This is a genomic window from Halobaculum sp. CBA1158, from assembly GCF_021431925.1.
Classification (GTDB): domain Archaea; phylum Halobacteriota; class Halobacteria; order Halobacteriales; family Haloferacaceae; genus Halobaculum.
The window spans coordinates 494,825-513,442 of sequence record NZ_CP090371.1 but is presented as its reverse complement, the minus strand read 5'-3'; the positions used below and the strand labels follow the sequence as shown (position 1 = coordinate 513,442).

The window sequence follows — 18,618 nt, the reverse complement described above, 5'->3', positions numbered from 1 at the left end:
CGGTCGTAGAACGTCATTATGTGGATAATGATTACCGCGATAATGACGTAGCGGTTCCCCCGAATTCGATCTCGATCCGATCGCAGACGGGCCGCCCACGGGTCTCGATCACTCGCTATCGAGCGCCCGCGCCACCGCGGCGCTGGCGTCGTCGACCGCCCCCGCGACCGCCTCGACCCGAACGTAATCGCGCAGCTCCCAGTCGAGCCGCGAGATCGCGATCTCGTCGCCGGCGTCGACGGCCGCCAACTGCTCGTCGAGATACCCCAACACGGCCGCCAACGAGTGCGTCTGAAGCCGATCGAGCCGCGGGTGCTGCCCCTCGGAGTGGACCGCCTCGACCGCTTCCAGGGCGCGGGTACGGATCGCGTCGACGTCCTCGGCCGACGCGGGATCGATCGCCTCCCCGGCGTCGACGCGCGACCGAAGCGTCTCGACGGCTCCGATCTTCGCGAGCGCGTCGTGTGCCTCGACGACCGCCCGCGGCAACGCCCCGGCGTCTCTCGCCTCCCGGATATCGTCGCGGCGGACGTCGTCGCGGATGTCTCGCAGCGCCCGCTCGGCCGGGGTCGCCTCCCGGTCGGCCTCGGCGGTGAACGCGCCCCCGTCGAGCCCCGCGGCGGCGCGGCGCTCGGCCACGCGGTCGACGAGCGCGTCGGCGGCGGTCGCGAGCGTCTCCCGACGGTCCCGCGACCCCGCGGGCTCGCGAAGCCGGTCGAGGAGGTGCTCGGCGTCGCGCAACTCCCCCCGAGCCGACGCCAACCGCCCGTCGGCCTCGGCGACGTCGAGCGCCGTCGTCGACTCGCGCTCGCGCGCCGACAGCACGCGGTTCAGGTCCCCGATGCACGACCGCACGAGCCCCGCGATCGCGGCGTTGACCACGACCGACTCGATCGGGTCCGCGCCGAGGTACGCCCACTCGCGGCGGAACTCCCCGAGTCCGTCGCGAAGCGTCTCCCCGCCGGCACGCACGTCGGCTATCGCCCGTCCGTCGTCGATCGTCGCCCAGCCGCCGGCGACGTACCCCGTCTCCCGACGCGCACGGCGGAGGCTCGCGGCGCGTTCCCAGGGCGTCGGTTCCTCGTCTGCGCCCTCGAGCGCGGTCCGGGCGGTCTCGAACCCGTCGTCGAGCTGTTCGCGGATCGCTCCGTTGGGGACCTGGTCGGCGTCGAACGGCGCGGGAACGCCCGCCAGCGTCTCCGCCAGGTCGCTTGCGACCCCGTCGAGGTAGGTCGCGTCCATCGCCACCGGGAGCCGGTCGGGGATCGACGGCGGCGAGTCGTCGAGGATCGCCGAGAGCCGCTCACCCGTGACCGTCGCCTCGTCGTCGCCGAACGGGAGCGCCGAACAGCCCGCGAGCGACGCCGTGACCGCCGCTCCCGCGCCCGCAAGGACCGCACGTCGCGTCCGCCCGGACGACTCACGCATCCTCGCCCTCCGCGGTCGCGTTCGTCGCCGGGACCGCGTCGGCGGTGATGGGCTCCTCGCGCTCGGGCGGGCGAGGACGCCGGGCACACGACCTGCCACCCACGCCGGACCCGTATCCCGTGATCCGGTCCGGATCGAGCGCTTCGGGAATCCTGATGAGCCACGCCGTCGAGTCGCGGTCGTCGGGGTCGCACGCGGCGTCGGCGTCCCGGAGCACGCGGCCAAACTGGGTGTCGATCTCCGTCTCCGTCCACGACACGTCACACAACTGGAGCTCGTAGCAGCGACGGACGGGATACCGTTCGAGGAAGATCGTCTCCGAGTCGAACGCCGTCTCCTCGAGGAACGTCCGGGCGGCCGCGACGCCCTCGGCGTCGGCGAACCGGAGGCGCTCGACCTGCTCGCGGGACGTGAGGAACGTGGGCCGTCGACGCACGGGCTCCACGTCGGCCTCCGTCCCGTCGGGATCCGGGAGCCACACGAGCGGGTCGTCGCTCCCCGCGCGCAGGCGGCGGTGCGGCGGGACCGATTCCGGGTCGAACGGGTCTCGGCTCGGTTCCGTCGGCGTCGCGCGGTCGCCGGCGCTGTCGCTGCCGTTACAGCCCGCGAGGGTGGCGAGCGCGGCGACGCCGCCGATGAGGGCTCGTCGTCGAGAGAGTTCGGAGGGGACCATCCGACCGGATCTGTACGCGAGTGTGACATATGTCTTGTTCGTTCGCGCCGCCCACACCGCGACGCGCGAGCGCAGTCCGACCGACGGTCACGCGGCCGGATCCGCGTCGGTGGCGTCGGCGGCGTCGGCATCGTCGGCGTCGACGGGGTCGACCCGGTCGTCGCTTCCCCCGCTCCCCTCGCTCTCGCCGGCCTCCCCGTCGGACGCCGACAGCGTCGTCTGGGCGTCGTCAGCACCGAGCAGCCGCGGGAGGGCTGTGTTCGCGAACGTCAGCCCGATCACGAGCACGATCGGCGCGAAGAACAGGCCGTAGAAGCCGAGCACGACCGGGCCGAGCGTGTACGCGAGCATCAGCAGGCCGACGTGGGTCTCGTCGCCGCTCAACAGCGGCCGGAGCACCAGGTCCGGAATCGTGTCGACGACGACGATCGCGACGACGAGAAAGGCGAGCACGTACCCCAGGTCCGCGAACGAGCCGTCGAGCAGCGCGGGCACCGCCATCGCCGCCGTCACCGGAATGTACACGATCTTCATTCCGACGATCGGGACCAGGCTCGCGATCCCGGTGAGCGCGCCCGCCAGGGCGGGATACGGCACCTGAACGCCGGCGGGCACGACCGCGTTGTACGCGCTGAACGTCGCGATCGCGATGAGCGAGATGGCGACGACGTTCAGGAGGTTCCCGAACAGCACGGCCTCCAGTTCGCGGTCGACGGCCTCCAGGTACTCGCGGACGATCGCGTCGTCGTCGAACCGGAGCAGCCAGTCGCTGATGCGGTCGCCGTCGACGAGGAGGTAGTAGGTGACGATGGTGACGACGAAGAGGTTGAGCACGAACTCCGAGACGACCTGCGTGAGGAAGGTGGCGTTGTCGGTCGCGAACGCGACGAACGGCTCCAGGTCTCCGGACCGGTACGCCTCGTAGATGCCCTGCACGGAGAACTCGGGGATGCGCTCGATCGCGGCGAACCACGCGATGTTCGAGGCCGCCGCGCTCACGAGGGCCGTGTCGGTGACGAACTGCCGCGCTTCGACGACCAACAGCACCGCCGCGTAGCTGATGAGGAGGACAAGCGGGATCGCCAGCGACGCGAGCACGACCCCCGCCCGCACCCGCGCCGGGAGCCGGAACCGCGCGAGAAAGCGGTGATACCGCCGCGTCGAGTAGTAGAGAAACACCGAGACGGTGAACGCCGCGATGAACCGGTACGCCAGCGCACCGATGACGACCGCGACGGCGAGCCCGAACAGCGCGACGACGAGGCGTTTCTCGTTCACGTGGGACGGAGGTCAAGGATCTGACTTAACTGATTCGGAGACGGGCGCGGGGGTTGCTACAGGCCCGTCGGATCGAACCGCTCGACCAGCCCGTCGAAGTCGTCGTCGAAGCTCACCACGCCGTCGAAAACGTCCCTCGTCGAAGCGTGGGGGTGACTGCCTCGTCGTACACGTAATCACTCAGGTACGGCTGTCCGAGCGTTCCGTCGTATACGGCCTCGAGAGATTTGGCCGCGATCTCGTGTCTCGCGGCGTCGATGTCGTGGTCGGTATAGAGCACGCCGGTGTCCACGAGCACGCTCATCCGTACAGGATCTCGTCGATGTCGTCCTCGTCCGTCTCGACGCCCGAGGCGAACCGTCCACTCGACATCGTTTCCTTCTCCGCCGCCGAAAGCGGGACGGTCGTGTCCCGAAACGAGTCGATCACCTCCTCGCGAGACCCATACGCGTTGTCGATGATCCGCGAGAGCAGTTCCTGCTGGGTGACGCGTGTTCCGGTTTCGAGCCTGATCTCGGCCTGTAACTCCTCCAGGCGGGATTTCGCGTCATCGTCAACCTTGACCGCGGTCGTCATAGCTGGTAGTAACTGTTGCTAGCGAGTAAATATTTCCACGAGGAAACAGTTGATCCGGATCGGTACCGATCGCGAACTGACGGCGTTGGAAGCCGAACGCGACAGCGACGCTCTACCGCTCCAGCAGTTCGATCTCGTGGCCGTCCGGGTCCTTCGTGAACCCGTAGTTGTAGTCGCACGATTCGGGATCGCGGTAGTCCTCTGACTCGCGGATCATCAGCTCCTCCCAGTCGTCCTCGAGGTCGTCGGCGCGCACGCACACGTGCCCCCAGGCGTCGCCCATCGTGTACTCGCGGCCGTCGTAGTTGTACGTCAGCTCGATCGCCATCGCCTCCTCGGCCGCGCCCTCGGGCTTCATGAAGTAGTTCGCGAAGGAGTCGGCCTCCCAGCGGCCGGTGTGCTCGTACTCGAAGGTGCGCGTCCAGTAGCCGAGCGCCTCGGTGGCGTCCTCGACGCGGATCATCGTGTGGTCGATCGACCAGCGCGCGCCGTGGTCGCGCTCGACGATCTCGATCTCGTGGCCGTCCGGGTCCGTCACGAACGCGTACCCGGGGTTCTCCTCTGGCGGGCGGTAGTCCTCGACGCCCTCGTCCATCAGCTCGTAGTACGCCTCCTCCACGTCCTCGACGCGGACCGCGATGTGTCCCCAGGCGTCGCCCAGCTCGTACGAGTGGTCGCCGTGGTTGTAGGTGAGTTCCAGCAGCGCCCCCTCGTCGTGCACGTCCTCGGGGCCGAGGTAGTAGTTCGTGAAGTCCCCGCCCTCCATCTCGCCTTTGATCTCGTAGCCGAGGTGCTCCGTGTACCAGTCGAGCGACTCCTCCTCGTCTTCGATCCGCATCATCACGTGGTCGAGCGTGTACGCCATACACGAGACACCGACCGCGGCGTCGAAAAGGATACCGGACGGGAAGCGACCCCAGCGGGCGATCGTGCAGATGGGAGGACGACCGTCCGCAGGGGCGGGGGTCCGAACGGGGTCGCGAGGTGAGCGGGCCGATCAGAACCGCTTCTTGCGTTCCTCCGGAACGTAGTCCGGGCCGACCCGATCCATGACCTCCGCCGCCGAGTCGTGGGTGAACGACGGCTCCTCGTTCAACGAGAAGGTGTCCGCGCGCGTGCCGGTCTCCCAGCGCAGCGCCGCGCCCGCGACCCCGCCCGAGAACGGCGCGAGCGACGCGCCGTACTCCGCACACAGCGACTCGAGGAACTCCCCGCGGGTCGCCGCCCGCTCGTCGGCGTACTGCGGTTCGGTCTTGTTTCGCGCGATCGACGCGAACCGGCGGTCCGTCTCGCCGTGGCGTACGTGCCAGAGGTGGCTCGCGTACCGCCACCGCAGTCGCGCCGTGTCGCGCAACGCGAGCGTGAGCGCCTCGTCCAGCGAACGGTCCTCCCCCTCGCCGGGCGCGTAATCGAGGAACAGCACGTCGCGGTCGATCCGCTTCAGCGCGCCGGTGTCGAGCAGGTCGAGACACAACACCCCGTCGCCGTCGCGGACGCGCATCGTCGGCCGGTCGCCATCCGTCTCCACGACGCCGGTTCGGGGGCCGACGGCCAACCGGTAGGCCGCCTGGAGCGCGAACAGGTGGAACCACTCGATCCGACCGCCCGATGCCGCCTCCCCCGACAGCGGCGGGTCGAACGCGTCGGCGTCGACGACGCGCGTCGGCGTCGCCTCCGGCTCCGGAGCCAGCGTCGGGTCCGACCCGTCGGTGTCGCAGTCGCTCGCGTCGTACTCGCGGGTACGGATCCCCTCCGCGAGCACCGGCACGATCTCGATCGCCATCGGCACGGCCAGCAGCGGTCGGACCTCCTTGTGCGTGACGACGAACACGTCGGTCGTCGAGAACGGGACGAGCTCCTCTCCGAACTCCGCGAGCCGGCACTTCATCGTGGGACCGTCGGCGGTGTCGAACCAGTGGGGTGCCGTGACCGGGCCGTCGAAGTGCGTCCGACGGACGTACTTCTCCATTCGGTCGGCGAACCCGTCGTGGGAGTCGACGCCGACGCGGTACACCTTGTACCACCGCTCGCCGGTGCCCCGACGAGTCTGTTGGAAACACACGAGCGCGTCGGACTCCATTCGATCTGAGGGAGCCGGGCGGGCGGGCATAACGCTTCGGCGCTGAATATCGGGATCGATTCTCGGCCGCGTGGCGCTCGTCGGGCCCAGAAAAGACTTACTCGTGGACGGACAGCCGCGAACGAGATGGTCCCCAGACGAGTCCTCCTGCGAGCCGTCGCCGCGTCGGCCGTCGGCGCACTCGCCGGGTGCGCCGGGCTGACCGACGACGGCGATCCCGCGGAACCGACGGACGGACGGTCGGCGGACTCCCCCGCGACCGACGCGACGCCGACCGCGACGGCGACGCCGACCGCGACGCTGACTGCGACGCCGACCTCGGAACCGCGGACCGCGACGGCGACGCCGACCGGAACGAGATCTCCGACCGCCGGCGTGGCCTCCGAGCGCGAACTCGGGGCGGGCGTCGACGGGTTCGGCCGCGCGGTCGCGCTCTCGGAGGCGGCGGCGATCGTCGTCGCCGAGGGGGACGGCGCGTACGCGTTCGACGCGGCCGACGGGCGGGAGGAACCGACGCTACTGTCGCCCGAGGGCACGGACGACGAGGGGTTCGGCGGCCACGGCGTCTCCGCCGCGATGGTCGACACGAGGGCGGTGATCGGCGGGCCGTCCGCGGGACCGGACCCGAACGGCGGGGCCGTGTACCTCTTTGAGCGCAGCGACGGCGAGTGGGCTCAGCAGCGACGGTTCGGCTCCGCCGGCGACGACGACGCCGACGAGTTCGGTCGGTCGGTCGCGTTCGACGGCTCGCGGATCGTCGTCGGCGACGTGCACAGGCCCTACACGATGGTGCCGTGGACCGGCGGCGTGGAGGTGTTCGCGATCGCCGACGGAGAGTGGCGTCGCGAGGCGTCGCTCGGGACCGACGCGTCCGACCTGTTCGGGACCGCCGTCGCCGTCGACGGCGACGCCCTCCTCGTCGGCGCTCCGTACGCTGACCCCGACGACGACCGGACGACCGGAGCGGTCTACGCGTACGAGTTCACCGACGGCGCGTGGGAACGGCGTGCCGTGCTGTCGCCCGGGGAGTTCGACGGGGGAGAGCGCGTCGGTCAGTCGGTCGCGCTCGACGGGGGTCGGGCCGTCGTCGGCGCACCCGGCGACGGCGACGGGAGCGCCGTCGTCTACGAGCGCGACGGGCGCGAGTGGGCACGACGGACCGTTGTCTCCGCGCCCGGCGGCGACGCGGAGGGCGGGTTCGGTGACGTGGTCGCGGCGGCGGACGGAACCGCCGTCGCGGCCGCGCCCGACGCCGTCGAGGGCGGCCGGGCGTACGCCGTCCGTGGCGACGACTGGTCCGACCCCGTTCGCCTCGCCGCCGACGCCGACCCGGACGCCGAGTTCGGAGCCGACGTGGCCCTCGCCGGCGGCGACGCGCTCGTCGGCGCGCCCGTGTCCGACGACGCGAGCGACGCCTACCTGTACGACCTGTCCTCTCTCCCGACCGGCGAGGCGTAGCCGGCCTCGGCTACCCGGGCCGGTGGAACCCGGTCGTTTTGTGGCCCCGACGCGTCCCCATCGCCCGTGTACTCCCGACACCACGCGGCGGTCTCGGCCGTCGTCGCGGCCGGACTGGTCCTCGCGTTGCCGCTGGGCGCGACGCCCGCCGTCGCGGCCGGCGCGTGGGCGCTGCTCACCGCCGCCGGCGTCGCGATCGACCTCGACCACTTCCTGATGGCGCGGCTCGTTCGCGGCGACTGGGCGAACGCACGCCGGGCGATCGCGAACCCGCGTGCGGCCGTCCTCGACCAGTCGGAGCTGTTCGACCCGGGCGACCTCTGGCCGTTGCATCGACTCCTCAGCCACGCCGTGCTCGCCCCGGTCGCTGTGGCCGCGGCGTGGACCGTCGGCGACGCGCTCGCGACCGCCGGCGTCGGCGTGACCGCGACCGCCGCCGCGCTCGCGACGGCAGTAGTGCTGTACGTCCACGTCCTCACCGACCTGATCTGGGACGTGTGGCGTCAGGACCGGTACCACGAGAACGTCCGGCGCGTCGCGGCCGACGACGACGTGTCGGAACCGTGAGTTACCCCCTACGCGATCGCGACGATCGATCCCGGCCGCGCGTCGCCGGCCCGTTCATCACCGCGTCCACGCCCGGTAGCGCCACGCCGCGACCGTCCACAGCGCCACGGTGCCGACCGGGTAGCCCGTCCGCAGCGGCTGAATCCCGAACCGGACGGCGACGGAGGCGTTCACCGCACCCGCGAGCACAAGCAGTCCGGCGGTGACGCGGGGGTCCTCGCGGTCGAGAAACGCCAGCGACGCGGAGGCGACCGCGAGCAGCCAACACGCGGCGGCGACGACCCACGGGAACACCAGCGGCGACCCCGACAGCGCGAGATACTCGGGGAGCGTCCGCGCGTAGATGACGGGCGTGAACGAGAGCCCGCCCCACACGAACCGGAGGAAGGGAACGCCGCTGTCGGCGAACACCTGGATCGACCACGGGAGGAGCCCGCACGCGAGGACCGCGAGCAGAACCCGGCGCGGCGTCGCCGCCGGACGGCGGGAGAAGGCGTCGAGCACGCTACTTGCGGGCGACGATCCGGAGCACGTCCTCGTCGGCGAGTTCGTGGCTCTGGCCGACCTGCTGGTCGTCGTGTTTCGCGGAGGGGCCGGAGACGCGCGCGAACTTGAACCGTTCGTCGAAGCTTCCTCCGAGCTTCTCGCAGGCGTCGCCGACGGTGTCGCCCTCGCGGAGCACGAGCGGCTCCTCGCGGTCGACGCCGCGGCCCGGCTTGTCCATGTAGATCCGGATGAGCCCGAGCGCGTCGAAGATGCGCTCTCTCAACACGTCGAGTCCCTTCTCCTCCTCGGCGGAGATGAAGATCGCGTCGTCGGGGTCGATCCCGTGTTCTCGGAGGTCCGCCTCGACCGTGGGCAGGTAGTCCTCGTCGATGAGGTCCGCCTTGTTCACCGCGACGATGGACGGGAGGTACTCGCGGTTGTCCATCACGCCGTCGATGAGCTCGTCGATCGTGAGGTCGTGGGGGATCGTCACGTCGGCGTTGACGAATCCGTGGGCCCGAAGGACGTCTTTCACCGTCTGCTCGTCGAGCGACACGTCGTCGCGCATCGTCACCTGAATGCCGTCCTTGTGCGTCTTCCGGACGGAGATGTTCGGCGGCTCGGTGTCGAGTCGGACCTTGTTCTCGTACAGCTCGTGGCTGAGACGCTCGTACTGGTCGATCTCGAACACCGAGAGCATGAACACCACGAGGTCGGCGGTGCGCACGACCGACAGCACCTCCTTGCCGCCGCCGCGGCCGCCGGCGGCCCCCTCGATCAGTCCCGGAACGTCGAGGATCTGGATGTTCGCGCCGCGGTACTTCAGCATTCCCGGGTTGACGTTCAGCGTGGTGAACTCGTACTCGCCGACCTCGCTGTCGGCGTTGGTGAGCGCGTTGATCAGCGTGGACTTGCCGACCGAGGGGAAGCCGACGAGCGCGACCGTCGCGTCGCCGGTCTTCTCGACGGCGTACCCGTGACCGCCGCCCGAGGAGGACTGGTTCTCCAGCTTCTCCTTCTTCTGTGCGAGCTTGGACTTCAGACGACCGATGTGCGCCTCCGTGGACTTGTTGTACGGGGTTTCGGCGATCTCCTCGCGGAGTTCCTCGATCTCGTCCTCCAGTCCCATCGCTAGACGGTCGGCCGGCCGCGCGCCTAAACGCTTCCCTTCGCGGGTCGATCGCGTTCGCGACCGCCACGGGTGGCCGTGCCCGCGGTCGGTCCGGTCGGAACCGCCGACGGCGACGCCGTCGGCCGAACACGCGACTTCGGTAGCACTATACCTCACGCTCGAACAGTCGCATGTACGGACGGCATGTCCGATCCCTCCAGCTTCCGTGACAGCACGCAGATCGTGCTCCAGTCGGGCGAACTGGACGGGATCCGGTCGACCGTCGAGTCGGAGTTCACCGTCAGCGTGGTCGACACGGAGGACGGGTGCCGGATCATCGGGAGTCCCGTCGAGATCAAGCGGCTGTCGGCGTTCCTCGCCCGCCACGGCGTCAACATGCCGTAGGAGTACCGAGATCGCGACCGACCGAGGTTGCGACCGACAGACTTTGGGCGCACAGCCCCTTCGTGTGGAGTATGAACGAGAACCCCGGGTTGAGCGAGGAGTACCGGAGGGCGAGCCCGTGGCCGCTGTTCGTCGCGCTCGGTCTGCCCATCGCCGAGATCGGGATCCTCTTCGGGCTGGTGCCGCTGGCGGTCGGCGGGCTGTTCCTGTTTTGTGGCTCCATCTCGGGCATGCTCCGCGAGGCCGAGTACGCGTCCTCGGCGTGGCGGGCGCTGGCGGCGCTGTCGGTGCTTGTCGCCCTCGGAGGCGGCGGTCTGCTGTACGTCGATCCCGCCGTCGGTGCCGATCTTGGGGTGCGCGCCTACTCGATGATCGGCGCGGGCGTGCTCATGTTCGTCGCGGGGCTCGGAGGCGACCTGTTCGCTCGCGACGCCGACGCGGCGTTGTGACCGACGACAACCACGTTGCACCAGTCGTCCCGGACGGAATCGACCGAATGGACAAGGTATTAGGTTTCGGTGTGTAACTGGCGACTATGGCAGAGATCTTCGACAGGGACACCCTGCTGGATCTGACGGTCAACGCGATCCCGCTGGGCATCATCCTGTTTTTCGTCGCGGTGTTCGTCCTCGTGGACCCGTTCGGCGGACTGGACTTCTACGGCCGCGTGCTCCAGATGGGACTGCTCGCGTTCCCGTTCGTCGCGCTCGCCATCCTGACGTACGTCTCCGGGAAGGCGATCGCCGGCGACGAGAAGCGCGCGTCGGTGTTCTTCCAGGGGCAGGCGACGATGGAGGACGCGCAGACGAAACACGAGGCCGAGGCCGCCATCGAGGCCGAGGAGAACGGCGATGTCGCCGGCGACGACGAGACGGACGCGGGCGACGAGGCGGACGACGACGCGGAGACGGACGCGGGCGACGCTGACGAGGAGTGAGAGCGGTCGCGGCCGCGTCGCGGTCGCACGCTTGTCGTCGGGGACCCGGCGTCGTCCGGCTGTGGCGACCCGAATCTTTCTTGTGGATCCGACGCTGAGGCGTTTGTATGGAGATTACCGGCCAACTGCTGCTGACCGTGCTCATGGGGGCGTTCCTCCTGGGCGTGGCGGCGTTCCTCTCGCGGGTGGAGGACTGGCGCTCGTACACGCCCCTCGGAGCCGGCGGCGGCGCAGTCGGTGAGTCCGGCTACGGGCACGCGGAGAAGCCCGCAGGACTCATCCGCTGGTTCACGACGGTCGACCACAAGGACATCGGACTGTTGTACGGCCTGTACGCGACGATCGCGTTCGTCGTCGGCGGGCTGATGGTGATGCTGATGCGCGCGGAGCTGCTCACCCCGGACACCGCGGTGCTGGGGTCGGCGACGTTCTACAACTCGCTGCTCACGAGCCACGGGATCACCATGCTGTTCCTGTTCGGGACGCCGATCATCGCGGCGTTCTCGAACTACCTCATCCCGCTCGTCATCGGTGCCGACGACATGGCGTTCCCGCGGATCAACGCCATCGCGTTCTGGCTGCTCCCGCCGGGCGCGCTGCTCATCTGGGCGGGCTTCTTCCCGCTGCCGGACGTCATCCCGGCCCAGACCGCCTGGACGATGTACACGCCGCTGTCGGCGGGCGTCGGCAACGGTAACCAGATGAACGTCGGCGTCGACCTCATGCTGCTGGGCCTGCACCTCACCGGCGTCTCGGCGACGATGGGGGCGATCAACTTCATCGCGACCATCTTCACCGAGCGCGCCGAGGAGGTCACCTGGGCCAACCTCGACATCTTCTCGTGGACGATTCTCACCCAGTCGGGGCTCATCCTGTTCGCGTTCCCGCTGCTGGGCTCGGCGCTGGTCATGCTGCTGCTCGACCGCAACTTCGCGACGACGTTCTTCGCCGTCGAGGGCGGCGGTGCCATCCTCTGGCAACACCTCTTCTGGTTCTTCGGCCACCCAGAGGTGTACATCCTCGTGCTCCCGCCGATGGGCATCGTCAGCTACGTGCTCCCGCGGTTCTCCGGCCGGAAGCTGTTCGGCTTCAAGTTCGTCGTCTACTCCACGCTCGCGATCGGCGTGCTCTCGTTCGGCGTGTGGGCACACCACATGTTCTCGACCGGGATAGACCCGCGCCTGCGCGCCTCGTTCATGGCGGTGTCGTTGGCCATCGCCATTCCGTCGGCGGTGAAGACGTTCAACTGGATCACGACGATGTGGAACGGGAAGCTCCGGCTCACCGCGCCGATGCTGTTCTGCATCGGCTTCGTGAGCAACTTCATCATCGGCGGCGTCACCGGCGTCTTCCTGGCGTCGATCCCCGTCGACCTCGTGCTCCACGACACCTACTACGTCGTCGGCCACTTCCACTACATCGTGATGGGCGCGATCACCTTCGCCGGGATGGCGGGCATCTACTACTGGTTCCCGCTGGTCACCGGTCGCTGGTACCAGCGCCGCCTCGCGAAGGCGCACTTCTGGCTGTGGATGATCGGCACCAACATCACGTTCTTCGCGATGGTGCTGCTGGGCTACGGCGGCATGCCGCGGCGGTACGCCACGTACCTCCCGCAGTTCGCGACGCTCCACCAGGTCGCCTCCCTCGGTGCGTTCATGCTCCTCGTGGGCGGCATCATCTGGATCTACAACATCGCCGTCTCGTGGATGGAGGGCGCGCACGTGCAGTCGGGCGACCCGTGGCGGCTCGACGAGTACGACCTCAACACCGCCGAGTGGGACTGGTTCGAGGCCAAGCGCGAGACCTCGCTGGCGGCCACCGACGGCGGTGAGGAGATCGAAACCGACGGCGGCGAAGAGATCGAGACCGACGGCGGACGCGACGGCGACGACTGAGTCGCGTCTCGATTCGGATTCCGACGACGAGCGCGGATTCTCGACGGCGACGCGGAACGGGGAGCCTCGCGACTGCCTCACGGAGCGGTTCTCGGGGGACGATCGGACACGAGCGACGAACGACCGCCGCGAGCGGCGGCGCTGACGGCGTCGGCGACGAGAGTCGAGGCGGTCGACCGCGGCCGCCTACTGGAACACCAGGAGCATCCCGGTGAGGAACATGAACAGGGCGATCCCGCCGAGGACGATTCCGAGGAGGTCCTTGTCGGTCATGCCCGACCGTCGGGGCCGCGCGAGTAAAAGCCCCGTCGTCGCGGGTGACCGGCGACCCGCGACCGACGGCGTCGATGCGACCGCGACGGCGACGCCGCCGACACGCACGCCGACGGCGCGTCCTCACCGAGGGAGCGCAACCCCTATTCGCCGCCCGCGACGATCCCTATCCGTGTCACCGCCGACCGAGTCCGGATCCCGCGGGGCCGACGCCGCCGGCACCGACCGCACCGACGCCGCCGGCACCGACCGCACCGACGCCGCCGGCGACGACAGCGACCGCGACCGCGACGCGGCGAGCGACTCGGGGTCCGCTCGGCTCGACGGACCGCGGATCGTGCTCGTGTTGTACGCCGCGCTGGTCGGAGTGGGCGGAGCCGCCGGCCTGCTCGTCGCCACGTTCGTCGACGGTCTGAGCGCGCCCGAACTGTACGCGGTGATCCCGCTGCCCGCGACGCCGCTTGGCTTCGCCGTCTACGGCGCGGTCACCATCGCGACCGTGCTCGGGATCCCGCTGGCGCTCGTGGCGTACATCTCGCGAGGGATCGACGACCCGAACGCGGTCGACGAGTAGGGAGGCCACGCACGGGCCCGGGTCGGGCGGACGCTCGCGCGACCGCGACCCGTGAGCGACAGGGAGCGTGAGTGGTCGCCGGCGGCGAAAGGACTAATCCCCGTGCGGGAGTGGTGCGAGGTATGTACCACGTTGTACTCGGCGTCGACGAAGACGAGGAACACGCACGCGCCGCCGCCGGCGAGATAACGAACCTCCCCGGTGAGGGCGAGGGGGTCGAGGTCACGATCGTTCACGTCTTCCAGGACAACCCCAGCGGCGCGTCGGCGACGCAGGTGGCGTCCGTCCGCAAGGCGCAGGAACTGCTCGAGGCCGACGGGATCGAGGTCGACGTGACCGAGTCCAGCGGCGACCCCGCCGACGCGATCATCGAGACCGCCGACGAGGCCGACTCGGACCTCATCGTCGTCGGGGGGCGCAAGCGCTCGCCCGCCGGCAAGGCGCTGTTCGGGTCGGTGACGCAGACGGTGATCCTCAACGGCGGCCGTCCCGTCATGGTCACCGGCGTCGTCGACGGCGAGTAACCGGCCGGGAGCGACGACCGAATCCACCCACACACGTATATTTACTCACTCGGTAGCCACGGGTATCGATGCGCACGCGGGTCGCGGTCGTCCTCGGCGTCGTGCTCGTCGGCCTCCTGGCGAGCGCCACGCTCGGTCCGTCGGCCTCCGACTCCGGTCGGGACCCGGCCGCCGAGAGCCTCGTGTCGCCCGAGTGGACCGACAACGCCCTCTGGCCGTACACGAGTCAGACGCTGTCGGTCGACGGACGGACGCTCGCGATCAACGTCGTCGTCCGGACGGACGCGGAGACGCTCAACACCGCGCTCGTGGACCGGTCGGAGGGGAACTGGACGGAAGTCGAGGGCGACGAGGCCGTCGCGGCGGACTCCTCGCCGTGGCGACCCGCACGCGGGGCCGCTCGCTACACCTACGTCGCGCCCGACCGCAACGCCAGCGGGACGTGGGTGCGCGCGGACTACCAACTGAGCACCGGCGCGTACCTCGGCCGGCGGATCCACATCCGGGCGTACCCCGCTCCCTCGGGTGACTGGACGGCGATCCAGGCGCACGCGGAGTACTGGGACTGGTTCCGGATGCGGCACACGGTCACCGGGATCCGGCCGGGTGCTCGGTTCCTCGAGCGCGACCTCCGCGACGAACCGTTCGTCGAGCGCGTCGCCCGCGAGTACCACGGCGTCACGCGCGGCGGCGGCGACGGCTGGACCACGACGATCGAGTTCGCCGCGCTGCCGGCGCTCGTCGCCGCGGCGTGGGTCGGCAGCGCCGTCGACCTGCGTCGACAGTGGACGATCGGCGACCTCGCGCTCCCCGTCGCGCTCGCGGGGACGATCCTCGCGGTCCGGTCGCTGGGGCTGGCCGTCGAGGCCGCCGTCCCCGGAATAGACCCCAGGATATTCGCCGCCGGACTGTACCCGCTGCTGGCGGCCGGGCCGCCCGCGCTGGTCGCGTGGCTCGCACGCGAGCGCCCGCCCGAGCGGACCGCCGTGGTCGCGGCCGGCGGCCTCGGCACCGGCGTCGTGCTCGACCTGGCCGGGGTGGGCGTGCGGGTGATTCCGGTGCGACTCGGGATCCACCGCCTCGGGCTGTGCTGTGCGCTGGGGCTGTTCGCGCTCGGCGTCGCCCGCGGCGACCGGCGGGTGGCCGGCGCGGGGGCCGCCGCGTGGGTGCTCGCGCTGGTCGCGCCGCTTGCGGGCTACGTATGACCTCGCGTCGCGGACGCCGGCCCGAGTCACTCCTCGTCGTCGGCGACTCGATAGACGACGACGCCGTCGTTCTCGTAGGCGCGCGTCCAGCCGTCGGCGCGCTCGAACGACCGGGCGAGCGTCCCGAAGGTGACGGTCGACTCGCCGCGGACGGTGTACCGGCGCTTCGGGAGGTACACGTGGGTCGGGGAGGCGTCGACCGTGGCCGCGGCCGCCTCGACGCAGGCGGCGCTGTGACACGTCGAGAGCGCCTCGTAGGCGTCGAAGTGGCGCTCGTAGTCGTCGGGGCTGCGCCACTCGACGCCCCACGGCCCGACCAACAGCGTCCGGTCGGTCAGCGCGGGGAGCCACTCGGCGGCGTCGCCGACGGCGACGAACGTCGCCTCGGGCGGCGTCTCGCTGGCGATCCACGCCATCGCCTCGCGGTCGTCGCCGTCGACGAACGCCGGCGAGGAGGGGTCGCCCTCGAGCGTCATCTCGTAGCCGAGCGCGGCGGCCCCGCCGACCGTCGCGCAGACGACGAGCGCCGCCGCCAGCGCCGCGCGAACCGACGGTGACGACCGCGAGCGCGACGATCCCATCGACTCCGCTCGGGTCGGTGTCGCCGTCGCGAGCGACCGCGGGAGCGACCCCGCAACCGACGCCAGCGAGCGGTCGTCGACCCGGTCGCCGAGGTCGACGGCGACGGCGACGACCGCGAGCGTGCCGACGGTGTACGCGAACCGCGGCTGGGCGAACACGAGTTCGGCGGCGACGACCCACGCGGGCAGGAACCGGTCGCCGCGGGCGAGGAGGTACGCCGCCGCGGCCAGCGGGACGAGCGTGAACGGCGAGATCTCGCCGGCCAGCGCGGCCGCGCCGCCTCCGCCGACGCCCCCGTGGGTGCCGGCGGCGGCCGCGAACACCCCCGGACCGTGCGTCGCGGCGGCCCACGCGAGCCACGGCGCGGCGATCGCCGTCCCGGCGAGGCCGACCGCCAGCCCCCGGAGGAATCCCGACGGTGAGCGGTCGAGCGTCGCCCACGCGACGACGTGGCTCACGACGACGAACAGCGCGTACGTCGGGTGCGACAGCGCCGTCAGCCCGAACGCGACCGCCGAGGCGACGACCGCGCGTCGCGAGCTCGTCGTGTACGCCCGGTAGCCCGCGTACACCGAACACATCGCGTACAGGAACGCGAACGCCCGGACGACGCCGCCGGCGGAGACGTGCCACTCCAGCACCTGCGGGTTCACCGCGAGCAGCGCCGCGGCCGCCGCGCCCGCCGGACGCGACCCGACGACATCCCGGCCCAAGAGGTACGCCGGCACCGCGACCGCGACGACGGCGACGCTCGGGAGCAGCCGCGCGACGGCGACGGGGTCCGCGCCGGCGTCGAGGAGGACGGCGAACACGTAGAACTGCAACGGCGGGTACGCGAAGGGAACGCCCTCGGCGGTGTATCCGGGGATCGTCGCCGGCGGGCGGTAGCCGTTGGCCGCGATCTCGGCGGCGATCTGGGCGTACAGCCCGGCCCCGTACGCCGGGTAGGCGTTCGTCGCGAGGTAGACGCCGACGGCGACGCAGGCGGCTGCGACCCCGAGCGCGAGCCACGGCCCGTCGGCCTCCTCGACCGGGATCGCCTCGCGCACGCGTCCCGTCATTTTCGCTCGAACACCACCGGCCACCGGAGCGACACGGAGCCGTCCAGCCGACGGTACTGCACCCGCGCCAGGCCGGCGAGCGACCCGACGAGCACGACGACCGCGACCGCCTCGAGCGCGCCCACCCACCGGGGGAGGACGTACGCGACGCCGTTGACGACCGTCGGCGGCGCGAGCGCGACGACGCGGTCGAGCGCGGAGCCCTCGCGGTCGGGGTCGAACGTCCGCGACTCCAGCCCGAGCGAGGCGGCCGACTCGCCGCCGGCGCTCTCGTCGCCCGTGCCGAGGCGCTCTGACTCGTACGGGAAGCCGACGTCGGCCGACCAGACGACCTCCCCGTCGGTGTCGACCTCGACGACGCGGTCGCCGTTGGAGTCGGTGATCAGCGTGTGGCCGTTCGGGAGGCGGTCGGCGTCGCGGGGCCATTGGACGCGGTCGTCCTCCCAGGTCCACGACCGCTCCCAGTCGCCGTCCTCGCGCTGGTACTCGATCACCCGGCCGTTCTCGGAGTCGGCCACGAGGAGGGCGGGACCGCCTCGCTCGGGCGGGATGTAGTCGGGGTTGTGCTGCTCGTAGAGGGTGTCGTGGTCGCCGTCGCTCCCGAGCGTCCAGTCTTCCCGGAGACCCCGCTCCATGTCGACGAAGACGACCTGGTCGTGGTTGCGGACGCTCACCATGACCGTCTCCCGTCCGTCGATCTCGACGTACTCCACGTCGTTGATGTGGGTCCAGTCCTCGGGGAACGGTCCGCCGCTGTCGGTCGGATCGAAGTCGGTCTGGGCGTCCCACTCCCACTCGGTCAGCCCGGTCGTCGTGTTCACGACGAACGCGCGGTCGCGGTAGATGTCGGCCACGAGCAGGCGCTCGTCGTCGATCCGGTCGACGTCGTGCCAGCGGGTGGAGTGTTTTCCGGGCGTGATCCGGCTGAACACGTCGGTCGACTCGCCGGTGGTGAGGTTCACGCGCTCGACGCCGTTGCGCGTGCAGACGCTCCCCCCGCACTCGTCCGCGTCGAGGTGGTCGGCGTAGACGAACTCGACGGTGGCGTCGGTCCCCGCCACCGGGTCGACGTCCCAGTATCGGGTGTGTTCGTTCTGGTGATAGTAGACGCTCCCGTCGGGCGCGAACGCGACCAACTCCGCCTGCGCGCGGGGACCGTCGTTCTCGTCGGCGACGAAGGCGTTCGAGTCGGTCGCGACGACCGTGATCTCGTCTCGAGTGCCGACGACGGCCGAGTCGTCGCCGGTGCGAAGCGCCTGCTCGACGGCCGGGTCGCCGGTCACGTCCTCGCCGGCGCGCTCGGCCTGGACGTAGCCGACGACCAGCGTCCCGGCCGCGAGGACGACCAACAGCGCGAGGGTGGCCCTGGCCGAGAGCCGCTTCGGGAACATACTGCCGCGTGGGACGCGCCCACACAAATACTCCGCTATCGACCGGCGGCGGTCGACTCGCTTGCTGAGATGAAACCGGAAGGACGGAATCCCGCGAGGATCGAAAGTCCG

At 70.6% G+C, this 18,618-nt stretch carries 21 protein-coding genes; 9 read left to right on the top strand and 12 right to left on the bottom strand.

All coding sequences use genetic code 11. The features are described from left to right. Nucleotides 1–108 precede the first annotated feature (108 nt). The 7 genes from Hbl1158_RS02575 to Hbl1158_RS02545 all read right to left on the bottom strand — a co-directional run bounded on the left by Hbl1158_RS02575 (nucleotide 109) and on the right by Hbl1158_RS02545 (nucleotide 6,035). Nucleotides 109–1,428, bottom strand: coding sequence for a hypothetical protein (locus Hbl1158_RS02575; protein ID WP_234298513.1), 1,320 nt, complete (start codon nucleotides 1,426–1,428; stop codon nucleotides 109–111). Then, nucleotides 1,421–2,101 (bottom strand): hypothetical protein, encoded by a 681-nt coding sequence (locus tag Hbl1158_RS02570; protein WP_234298512.1) that lies wholly within the window; start codon nucleotides 2,099–2,101, stop codon nucleotides 1,421–1,423. The genes Hbl1158_RS02575 and Hbl1158_RS02570 overlap by 8 nt, the downstream gene beginning before the upstream one ends. Before the next feature lie 87 nt (nucleotides 2,102–2,188). Further along, nucleotides 2,189–3,379, bottom strand: a complete 1,191-nt coding sequence (locus Hbl1158_RS02565) for an AI-2E family transporter (RefSeq protein ID WP_234298511.1) — start codon at nucleotides 3,377–3,379, stop codon at nucleotides 2,189–2,191. Between the two features lie 112 nt (nucleotides 3,380–3,491). Continuing rightward, nucleotides 3,492–3,683: a hypothetical protein gene (locus tag Hbl1158_RS02560; protein WP_234298510.1), complete on the bottom strand. Its 192-nt coding sequence runs from the start codon at nucleotides 3,681–3,683 to the stop codon at nucleotides 3,492–3,494. Beyond that, nucleotides 3,680–3,955, bottom strand: coding sequence for a hypothetical protein (locus Hbl1158_RS02555; protein ID WP_234298509.1), 276 nt, complete (start codon nucleotides 3,953–3,955; stop codon nucleotides 3,680–3,682). Before Hbl1158_RS02555 ends, Hbl1158_RS02560 begins: the two co-directional genes overlap by 4 nt. Before the next feature lie 112 nt (nucleotides 3,956–4,067). Continuing rightward, the gene (locus tag Hbl1158_RS02550) at nucleotides 4,068–4,820 is read right to left on the bottom strand and encodes a VOC family protein (protein ID WP_234298508.1); all 753 of its coding nucleotides are present in this window, start codon (nucleotides 4,818–4,820) and stop codon (nucleotides 4,068–4,070) included. Between the two features lie 132 nt (nucleotides 4,821–4,952). After that, nucleotides 4,953–6,035, bottom strand: coding sequence for a hypothetical protein (locus Hbl1158_RS02545; protein ID WP_234298507.1), 1,083 nt, complete (start codon nucleotides 6,033–6,035; stop codon nucleotides 4,953–4,955). 126 nt (nucleotides 6,036–6,161) lie between these two features. On the opposite strand from Hbl1158_RS02545, the gene Hbl1158_RS02540 reads away from it, so the two are divergent. Continuing rightward, nucleotides 6,162–7,493, top strand: a complete 1,332-nt coding sequence (locus Hbl1158_RS02540) for an FG-GAP repeat protein (RefSeq protein ID WP_234298506.1) — start codon at nucleotides 6,162–6,164, stop codon at nucleotides 7,491–7,493. Nucleotides 7,494–7,559: 66 nt separating this feature from the next. Beyond that, nucleotides 7,560–8,060, top strand: a complete 501-nt coding sequence (locus Hbl1158_RS02535; protein ID WP_234298505.1) for a hypothetical protein — start codon at nucleotides 7,560–7,562, stop codon at nucleotides 8,058–8,060. Between the two features lie 57 nt (nucleotides 8,061–8,117). Here Hbl1158_RS02535 and Hbl1158_RS02530 read toward each other — a convergent pair whose 3' ends face one another. After that, a complete protein-coding gene (locus Hbl1158_RS02530) occupies nucleotides 8,118–8,564 on the bottom strand; it encodes a TIGR04206 family protein (protein WP_234298504.1) in 447 nt (148 codons plus the stop codon). A gap of 1 nt (nucleotide 8,565) precedes the next feature. Next, nucleotides 8,566–9,675, bottom strand: a complete 1,110-nt coding sequence (locus Hbl1158_RS02525; protein WP_234298503.1) for a GTP-binding protein — start codon at nucleotides 9,673–9,675, stop codon at nucleotides 8,566–8,568. Between the two features lie 186 nt (nucleotides 9,676–9,861). On the opposite strand from Hbl1158_RS02525, the gene Hbl1158_RS02520 reads away from it, so the two are divergent. The 4 genes from Hbl1158_RS02520 to Hbl1158_RS02505 all read left to right on the top strand — a co-directional run bounded on the left by Hbl1158_RS02520 (nucleotide 9,862) and on the right by Hbl1158_RS02505 (nucleotide 12,897). Continuing rightward, complete coding sequence (locus Hbl1158_RS02520) at nucleotides 9,862–10,062, top strand: hypothetical protein (RefSeq protein WP_234298502.1); 201 nt, start codon at nucleotides 9,862–9,864, stop codon at nucleotides 10,060–10,062. A 71-nt stretch (nucleotides 10,063–10,133) separates the two neighbouring features. Continuing rightward, a complete protein-coding gene (locus Hbl1158_RS02515; RefSeq protein ID WP_234298501.1) occupies nucleotides 10,134–10,511 on the top strand; it encodes a cox cluster protein in 378 nt (125 codons plus the stop codon). Between the two features lie 86 nt (nucleotides 10,512–10,597). Beyond that, nucleotides 10,598–10,999, top strand: a complete 402-nt coding sequence (locus tag Hbl1158_RS02510) for a DUF6684 family protein (protein WP_321169945.1) — start codon at nucleotides 10,598–10,600, stop codon at nucleotides 10,997–10,999. 143 nt (nucleotides 11,000–11,142) lie between these two features. Beyond that, the gene (locus Hbl1158_RS02505) at nucleotides 11,143–12,897 is read left to right on the top strand and encodes a cbb3-type cytochrome c oxidase subunit I (protein ID WP_234299452.1); all 1,755 of its coding nucleotides are present in this window, start codon (nucleotides 11,143–11,145) and stop codon (nucleotides 12,895–12,897) included. Nucleotides 12,898–13,083: 186 nt separating this feature from the next. Here Hbl1158_RS02505 and Hbl1158_RS02500 read toward each other — a convergent pair whose 3' ends face one another. Beyond that, on the bottom strand, nucleotides 13,084–13,278 hold the full coding sequence (locus Hbl1158_RS02500; RefSeq protein ID WP_234298500.1) for a hypothetical protein: 195 nt from the start codon (nucleotides 13,276–13,278) through the stop codon (nucleotides 13,084–13,086). A 226-nt stretch (nucleotides 13,279–13,504) separates the two neighbouring features. On the opposite strand from Hbl1158_RS02500, the gene Hbl1158_RS02495 reads away from it, so the two are divergent. The 3 genes from Hbl1158_RS02495 to Hbl1158_RS02485 all read left to right on the top strand — a co-directional run bounded on the left by Hbl1158_RS02495 (nucleotide 13,505) and on the right by Hbl1158_RS02485 (nucleotide 15,473). Beyond that, nucleotides 13,505–13,744 carry a cox cluster protein gene (locus Hbl1158_RS02495; protein ID WP_234299451.1) on the top strand — a complete coding sequence of 80 codons (240 nt, stop codon included), beginning with the start codon at nucleotides 13,505–13,507 and terminating at the stop codon, nucleotides 13,742–13,744. 122 nt (nucleotides 13,745–13,866) lie between these two features. Beyond that, nucleotides 13,867–14,268: a universal stress protein gene (locus Hbl1158_RS02490; RefSeq protein WP_234298499.1), complete on the top strand. Its 402-nt coding sequence runs from the start codon at nucleotides 13,867–13,869 to the stop codon at nucleotides 14,266–14,268. 68 nt (nucleotides 14,269–14,336) lie between these two features. Then, on the top strand, nucleotides 14,337–15,473 hold the full coding sequence (locus tag Hbl1158_RS02485; RefSeq protein WP_234298498.1) for a hypothetical protein: 1,137 nt from the start codon (nucleotides 14,337–14,339) through the stop codon (nucleotides 15,471–15,473). A 26-nt stretch (nucleotides 15,474–15,499) separates the two neighbouring features. On the opposite strand, the gene Hbl1158_RS02480 is transcribed toward Hbl1158_RS02485, so the two are convergent. Then, nucleotides 15,500–17,116 (bottom strand): glycosyltransferase family 39 protein, encoded by a 1,617-nt coding sequence (locus tag Hbl1158_RS02480; RefSeq protein ID WP_234298497.1) that lies wholly within the window; start codon nucleotides 17,114–17,116, stop codon nucleotides 15,500–15,502. Next, the gene (locus tag Hbl1158_RS02475) at nucleotides 17,113–18,507 is read right to left on the bottom strand and encodes an aryl-sulfate sulfotransferase (protein WP_234298496.1); all 1,395 of its coding nucleotides are present in this window, start codon (nucleotides 18,505–18,507) and stop codon (nucleotides 17,113–17,115) included. Before Hbl1158_RS02475 ends, Hbl1158_RS02480 begins: the two co-directional genes overlap by 4 nt. Between the last annotated feature and the right edge of the window lie 111 nt (nucleotides 18,508–18,618).

Excerpts from the sequence above, each read along its gene's own strand:
- Hbl1158_RS02555 (WP_234298509.1), bottom strand. The coding sequence starts at position 3,955 with ATGACGACCGCGGTCAAGGTTGACGATGACGCGAAATCCCGCCTGGAG.
- Hbl1158_RS02540 (WP_234298506.1), top strand. The coding sequence starts at position 6,162 with ATGGTCCCCAGACGAGTCCTCCTGCGAGCCGTCGCCGCGTCGGCCGTC.
- Hbl1158_RS02560 (WP_234298510.1), bottom strand. The coding sequence starts at position 3,683 with ATGAGCGTGCTCGTGGACACCGGCGTGCTCTATACCGACCACGACATC.
- Hbl1158_RS02575 (WP_234298513.1), bottom strand. The coding sequence starts at position 1,428 with ATGCGTGAGTCGTCCGGGCGGACGCGACGTGCGGTCCTTGCGGGCGCG.
- Hbl1158_RS02545 (WP_234298507.1), bottom strand. The coding sequence starts at position 6,035 with ATGGAGTCCGACGCGCTCGTGTGTTTCCAACAGACTCGTCGGGGCACC.
- Hbl1158_RS02475 (WP_234298496.1), bottom strand. The coding sequence starts at position 18,507 with ATGTTCCCGAAGCGGCTCTCGGCCAGGGCCACCCTCGCGCTGTTGGTC.
- Hbl1158_RS02520 (WP_234298502.1), top strand. The coding sequence starts at position 9,862 with ATGTCCGATCCCTCCAGCTTCCGTGACAGCACGCAGATCGTGCTCCAG.
- Hbl1158_RS02480 (WP_234298497.1), bottom strand. The coding sequence starts at position 17,116 with ATGACGGGACGCGTGCGCGAGGCGATCCCGGTCGAGGAGGCCGACGGG.
- Hbl1158_RS02510 (WP_321169945.1), top strand. The coding sequence starts at position 10,598 with ATGGCAGAGATCTTCGACAGGGACACCCTGCTGGATCTGACGGTCAAC.
- Hbl1158_RS02490 (WP_234298499.1), top strand. The coding sequence starts at position 13,867 with ATGTACCACGTTGTACTCGGCGTCGACGAAGACGAGGAACACGCACGC.
- Hbl1158_RS02525 (WP_234298503.1), bottom strand. The coding sequence starts at position 9,675 with ATGGGACTGGAGGACGAGATCGAGGAACTCCGCGAGGAGATCGCCGAA.
- Hbl1158_RS02505 (WP_234299452.1), top strand. The coding sequence starts at position 11,143 with ATGGGGGCGTTCCTCCTGGGCGTGGCGGCGTTCCTCTCGCGGGTGGAG.
- Hbl1158_RS02570 (WP_234298512.1), bottom strand. The coding sequence starts at position 2,101 with ATGGTCCCCTCCGAACTCTCTCGACGACGAGCCCTCATCGGCGGCGTC.
- Hbl1158_RS02485 (WP_234298498.1), top strand. The coding sequence starts at position 14,337 with ATGCGCACGCGGGTCGCGGTCGTCCTCGGCGTCGTGCTCGTCGGCCTC.
- Hbl1158_RS02550 (WP_234298508.1), bottom strand. The coding sequence starts at position 4,820 with ATGGCGTACACGCTCGACCACGTGATGATGCGGATCGAAGACGAGGAG.
- Hbl1158_RS02515 (WP_234298501.1), top strand. The coding sequence starts at position 10,134 with ATGAACGAGAACCCCGGGTTGAGCGAGGAGTACCGGAGGGCGAGCCCG.